Here is a 6163-nt window from a genome sequence, read left to right on the forward strand (position 1 = left end):
CCGAACTCCAGCGAGCCGTTATGACACAAAAGAACGTTTTGTACGACAGAGTCGAGTCATCTGCGACTCGACCGATGTCCCCGGCCTACTGTTGGGTACGCTGCGGACGCGTCAGCGGTTCGATCATCACCTGGCCTCCTTCTCGGCCTGCTCCCCACCGGAGGAGAGCCCCAGCAACCCGGGCAATGAGGCGCTCGCGGTGGACTTCTGCGCCGGCACCCGCTCACGATCCCTGCAGACCTCCCACAACCAGGTGTCCTCCCACTCCCCCGGACACTCCTCCCGCTCCTCCACAGGCGCCAGCTCATCCCCTCGCAGAGGAACCGGCTCGGTGGGCGACGCCCGGACACCAGGCGTCGGCATCGGCGTCGGCATGGGAGTGGGTGCGGCCGAGTGAAGTCGTGAGGGGGTCGGTGAAACGAAGGCCGGGACCATGCCCTCGTAACGCCGGTCGGGGTGAGAAGGGGCGGGCAACAGCACCGGCCCCAACGTCAACCGGCCACCGGCTCCGGCGTTCACCTCCCGCTGCATCCCCGCCTGCTGGAAACGGCCGAGCTCGCCGGCCAGCAACCCACCAGCGAAGATCGCGGGCGCCAGCAACGCCGCGAACAACACCACCGGCCTCCGATGCACTTCCTGCCGCCGCCTTCTGCTCACCCGGCAGACGGTAGCCACGCCCCACGGCCCTTACGGGGGACGGTGGGGAGGTCTTTACCGCAGCTCAGAGCAGCCATGAACTTGCAGAGCGAAGTCAGGTCTGGCGGGTGGTCCACGCAGTGCCTGACTTTCGCTAGGCTTACGGGAGTCCGCCTCCGTAGCTCAGGGGATAGAGCACCGCTCTCCTAAAGCGGGTGCCGCAGGTTCGAATCCTGCCGGGGGCACCATTTCCGACCAGCAACATTGACCTCTTGACCTGCGGAAACGTCGGCCAGGAGGTCGTTTGCTTGTCCGGCGGTGTACGGCTGTAGCTGATCGTTGGCGGGTGCTTGTGCCAAATACGTGCGCAACCGCGGAGAGCGCGCGCCTCTTTCTGAGCATCCTCTGCACCGACCAGGCTCAGCCTCGTTCTCCACATATGCCCTATCGTCGAAGGCAAGTCCTCACGACAGGGTCCGTAATGTCCGATTCTGTGAAAGTGCTCGAAAATGGCCTCTGCGGCTACTAAAGCCGCAGGTCGCGGAGTGTGCTCCCCGCGCACGCGGGGATGGTCCCATCAATCCCGGTCGCGGTGGCGTCGCCCTGCAGTGCTCCCCGCGCACGCGGGGATGGTCCCACCGACTGGATCGCCCAGATCGACTCCCCCGAGTGCTCCCCGCGCACGCGGGGATGGTCCTGGAGCACGGCGCCGAGGATCACCGCGACCGGCGTGCTCCCCGCGCACGCGGGGATGGTCCCTGTGATTCGACCCGATGACGACGATAAGCCTTGTGCTCCCCGCGCACGCGGGGATGGTCCCGCGAAAACGGCCCACCGCTCCCGAAGGGAACGGTGCTCCCCGCGCACGCGGGGATGGTCCCGGGGGATGAGCCGGTGAGTAGGCGGGAGGAGTGTGCTCCCCGCGCACGCGGGGATGGTCCCCTGCCCGGTCACGCGCGGTCGCTCGTGCTCACGTGCTCCCCGCGCACGCGGGGATGGTCCCGTCGACCGGGTCACGGTGGCCGCGCGCAGCGCGTGCTCCCCGCGCACGCGGGGATGGTCCCACCGACCTGCTCAGGGCGACCCTCGCCCACATGTGCTCCCCGCGCACGCGGGGATGGTCCCAGGACCGGCGAGTATTCGAACAGGTCCATCTCGTGCTCCCCGCGCACGCGGGGATGGTCCCCTCGCGGGAGATCAAAGGTGGGTCGGGGGGCGGTGCTCCCCGCGCACGCGGGGATGGTCCCGACACCTGCGCCCTGGCCGTGGTGACCCTGCTGTGCTCCCCGCGCACGCGGGGATGGTCCCAAGCAGACCAACGAATGGGAGGACGGGGAGACGTGCTCCCCGCGCACGCGGGGATGGCCCCTCGGTGTCGTCGGCCCACGTCAGCTTCACGGTGGTGCTCCCCGCGCACGCGGGGATGGTCCCATGCGGCCCAACAGGGCCTGGCGCAACGTCCCGTGCTCCCCGCGCACGCGGAGATGGTCCCCTGCAGACCCACGTCGAGCAGCGCGCCGCCCTGTGCTCCCCGCGCACGCGGGGATGGTCCCGGGCCCGTCATCTCGTCGCGGAAGGTCAGGCTGTGCTCCCCGCGCACGCGGGGATGGTCCCGTGATCAGACACACCCCCGATCGGTATTTTCGGTGCTCCCCGCGCACGCGGGGATGGTCCCGACGCGCTGTTCCGGTCGGCGACCCTGCCGCCGTGCTCCCCGCACACGCGGGGATGGTCCCAACGAGGCCACCTTCGCCGTACAGGTGGCCCGGTGCTCCCCGCGCACGCGGGGATGACCCTTCAGCCCCCTTCAGGGACACAGACGACCACAAGAGTGATCAATAGCCTTATTGCCGTCGATTCATATGTATCGGGCATATCGCCTGCCCTCGATCGCCCCATGCTTCCTACGCTTGGGGCGCGTGACCGTACCTCCCGACCAGACGAGGGAAGCCGGTGGTCACATCAGAGGAAGCGCGGCTGGCACTGCGGGCGATCGCCCGGCTGGCAGAAGAACAGGGAAACGCGCTAGACAAAGCCTTCCGGCTATTCGGTGACGGTGCTCTGGTCGGCCCAGGCGCCGAACGGCTGCATACCGCGATGGTCGAGCGCCATCACACCGTACAGCGCGCGTTCCTGAACGCCTTCCATGCGGCGGAGCACGCCGGCGCGGCAAACGTCGGTCCTCCCGATGTCGCACCGCCCTATCCCCGCCCCGCCCCGGCTCCCCTTTCCGCGCCTCCCGGCGGATATGTGGGCGGTAATCCCGACCTCATCCAGATGCTGCATGATGAGTTGACCCGTACGGGGATGGGCTGGCAGGAAACCGGCCGCGCCCTGTCGGACCTCCTCGCCAGACTCGGCTTAACCTCAGGCCCCGGCCAGAACGTTACTCAGGCGGGATCATGGCTCGTCGACCAGCGGGCCGACCTGCAACGCCGACGCATCGAACTCCTCAAAGCCCCGCCGATCCCCTCAGCCGAGACGAACACCCTCTCGTTGGAAAAGGACATCTTCGCCCACATCACCGACACGCTGACCTCGGCGGTGGACTGGGCGGGTGATCGATGGGCCGGCACGGCGCAAACCGCCGCCGGGCTCGCGGGACTGCCCCAGGTCGGGAAACTCGCCCGCACCTACGCCGATCAGGTGGCCAAGCCGATGTGGCAGGGCGCCGCGGAAGGTGCCGTCGGCCTGATCAAGCATGGCTGGCAGATGTCTCCAGCCGGAGTGGTCACCGACTTTGATGGCTTCCTGAACCGGCTCGACGACATGGGCAAGGCCGGAGCGTTCGCCGCGCGGCATCCGATGGAGTTCCTCAAGCAGGTCTCCGACTGGAAGACGTTGACCACGGACCCGGCCCGCTGGTTCGGCAGGTTCGTCCCCGACATCGCCATCGCAGCCGTCACCGCAGGTGCCGGCACCGGAGCCACCACGGCCGCCAAATTGAGCACCACCACCGGCAGAGTCGCTCAAGACGTCGGCACGGGCGCAAAAGTCCTGGACCACCAAGGCACCAGATCCTCTTCCGACGGCAGCACAGGAGGCGTCGGCTCGGCTGGCCCATCGGAAGTCCGGCACGGCCCGGCGAACCCCGGCCCTCTTGCCGACCTGCCGGATCTGTTGTCCACGTTCCGAAGCAGCAGCTATTCAGCGGTCACGACAACAGGCCCGACCACGCTGTATCGCGTCTACGGTGGCACCGCCAGCGAACTAGGAACATACTGGACGAAGGTCAAGCCCTCCGGCCCCGTCCAATCCATTCTCGACAGCGCCTTACTCACCAAGTGGGGTAACCCGGCGACGAAATGGGTGGAGATTCAGGTGCCTCCTGGCATCACCTATTACGAGGGCATGGCGGCCGAACAAGGCGGGCTGGCCGGAGGCGGTAGCCAAATAGCCATAACACAGCGGGTAGATCCAAGTTGGATCGTGGACCGTGGCGAGTTCCCTATGAGGCGAGATGACTGAACACTATGACGAGATCCACGGCTTCCAGAGCCCCGGAGAGTTCGCCCGCTTCCAAGAATGGCTGAACTCCGCAATAAAAGACGGGGACTTCAAAGAGATCCCCGTAGAGTCGCGATACGGCAACATCGAGAACTTCGACGAGAAGTGGTTTCGTGACTTCTCCGGAACCATGTGGCGACTCGTGGCACCAGAGCCACCCTTCATGGGCGTGTTCCTGATCGTCTCACGCCCCCACGAAGCACCCAGCCAAGACACATGAACAGAACCCCCTTGGCTTGCCAGACTCTTGCTCGGCCGTTCACCAACCAGACGTGATGAAGTGCCATCATCCCGACAGCCACACCGAGGTCCGTTATGTCCAATTCTACGGAAGTGCTTCCAAACGGCCTCAGCCGCTGCTAAACGCGCAGGTCAGCAAGAGTGCTCCCCGCGCACGCGGGGATGGTCCCACCGACCGCATGCGGGAGCTCAAGGAGGAGTGGTGCTCCCCGCGCACGCGGGGATGGTCCCGAAGAGTGGTACCGGCTCGCGTTCGCCGCGTTGTGCTCCCCGCGCACGCGGGGATGGTCCCCTGTTGGAGCAGGCTGACATGAGTGAGATTAAGTGCTCCCCGCGCACGCGGGGATGGTCCCGGCTCCTGAGTCGCCTCCCGCGCCCGATCGCGGTGCTCCCCGCGCACGCGGGGATGGTCCCTGGAGCGCTGCATCGAGGCCGACGCCGAAGCCGTGCTCCCCGCGCACGCGGGGATGGTCCCTTCCAGAACGCGACCTCGGCGGCGGCGGCGTCGTGCTCCCCGCGCACGCGGGGATGGTCCCCGCGGGGCATCAGCCCGGCAGCCCAAGCGCCCGTGCTCCCCGCGCACGCGGGGATGGTCCCGCCCGCATGGACGTCGCGTCGCAGATGTGGCAGTGCTCCCCGCGCACGCGGGGATGGTCCCGCCTCCCGTAGGGGGTGTATGCGGCTGGTGATGTGCTCCCCGCGCACGCGGGGATGGTCCCCACAGCTCCTGGTCGCGGTCGCGCCACAGGTCGTGCTCCCCGCGCACGCGGGGATGGTCCCGCGGACAGGCTCGTGGCGAAGTCCGGCATCTTGTGCTCCCCGCGCACGCGGGGATGGTCCCGCCGCCCCCCGCCCGGGGAAGCCGGGAGAGTTGTGCTCCCCGCGCACGCGGGATGGTCCCAACCCGTCCAGCGGCTCCTACATCGCGGGCAGGTGCTCCCCGCGCACGCGGGGATGGTCCCCGGCCGTACGGCGACATGCGCGAGGCCCTGTCGTGCTCCCCGCGCACGCGGGGATGGTCCCTCCCACAACGGCATCAAGCTCTGCTTGCCGTCGTGCTCCCCGCGCACGCGGGGATGGTCCCGCGGCCCAGAGGTTCGTGTCCAAGCTGTTCAAGTGCTCCCCGCGCACGTGTTAGCGGTCATCAGGAAACCCCGATCGGCGGCCACTGACGATCCTGGTAGACGGCCATGGGCTCCAGACAGACGGCCACGAGAATCCGGGCAGCCGGACTCATCGCCCGATGGGCCGGCCCCGGTTCCGGGTCGGGTCCTCTGCGCTCGTCATCGCGGTCCGGCTCCGCGTCCCGGAGCCCGGGGAGACCATGCTCGATGCCGTGGGGCCGACGAAGGAGGCCCTGCGGCGCCGATCGCCCCCAGCCACGTTCAGGCACAAGCCACCGCAGGGCGATCGTAGGGCGTTCTCGCTGACGATCATGATCGAAACCGTGCCACTGACGTGGCCGCGAGACTGGCTTCCTGGTGACCGTGTGCCGGGAGAACTTTTGTCCGCCTGCCAGGATCGCCATGTCCATCTACCGGGAGAAACTCGTGTCCGTTCACAGCACGCGGGGATGGTCCCGCGGCCCAGAGGTTCGTGTCCAAGCTGTTCAAGTGCTCCCCGCGCACGCGGGGATGGTCCCAACAGGGACGGCCGGTACTCGCCGCGCAACCCGTGCTCCCTGCGCACGCGGGGATGGTCCCGGCCGCGCCCAGGGAGATGGTGTTTGAGAAGGCCACCTGTAATCCGGTGGACTATTAGGAGGCAATCGCCTCAATGG

General features: G+C 67.8%; 3 protein-coding genes, 1 tRNA gene and 2 CRISPR repeat arrays. Of the genes, 3 read left to right on the forward strand and 1 reads right to left on the reverse strand.

The window, feature by feature from the left end; all coding sequences use genetic code 11:
* Window positions 1–126: 126 nt before the first annotated feature.
* Window positions 127–657 carry a hypothetical protein gene (locus tag AC5L3X_RS16545; RefSeq protein WP_494857795.1) on the reverse strand — a complete coding sequence of 177 codons (531 nt, stop codon included), beginning with the start codon at window positions 655–657 and terminating at the stop codon, window positions 127–129.
* A 151-nt stretch (window positions 658–808) separates the two neighbouring features.
* Between AC5L3X_RS16545 and AC5L3X_RS16550 the strand changes: the two genes are divergently transcribed.
* The 3 genes from AC5L3X_RS16550 to AC5L3X_RS16560 all read left to right on the forward strand — a co-directional run bounded on the left by AC5L3X_RS16550 (window position 809) and on the right by AC5L3X_RS16560 (window position 4363).
* A tRNA-Arg gene (locus AC5L3X_RS16550) sits at window positions 809–884 on the forward strand.
* Window positions 885–1183: 299 nt separating this feature from the next.
* Window positions 1184–2433: a CRISPR direct-repeat array (repeat unit 29 nt; unit sequence GTGCTCCCCGCGCACGCGGGGATGGTCCC).
* 156 nt (window positions 2434–2589) lie between these two features.
* Window positions 2590–4104, forward strand: coding sequence for a hypothetical protein (locus AC5L3X_RS16555; RefSeq protein ID WP_494857796.1), 1515 nt, complete (start codon window positions 2590–2592; stop codon window positions 4102–4104).
* Window positions 4097–4363, forward strand: a complete 267-nt coding sequence (locus AC5L3X_RS16560) for a hypothetical protein (RefSeq protein ID WP_494857798.1) — start codon at window positions 4097–4099, stop codon at window positions 4361–4363. Before AC5L3X_RS16555 ends, AC5L3X_RS16560 begins: the two co-directional genes overlap by 8 nt.
* Before the next feature lie 161 nt (window positions 4364–4524).
* Window positions 4525–5225: a CRISPR direct-repeat array (repeat unit 29 nt; unit sequence GTGCTCCCCGCGCACGCGGGGATGGTCCC).
* The last annotated feature ends 938 nt before the right edge of the window (window positions 5226–6163 follow it).

The sequence above is a fragment of the Nonomuraea sp. CX421 genome (genome assembly GCF_059358955.1).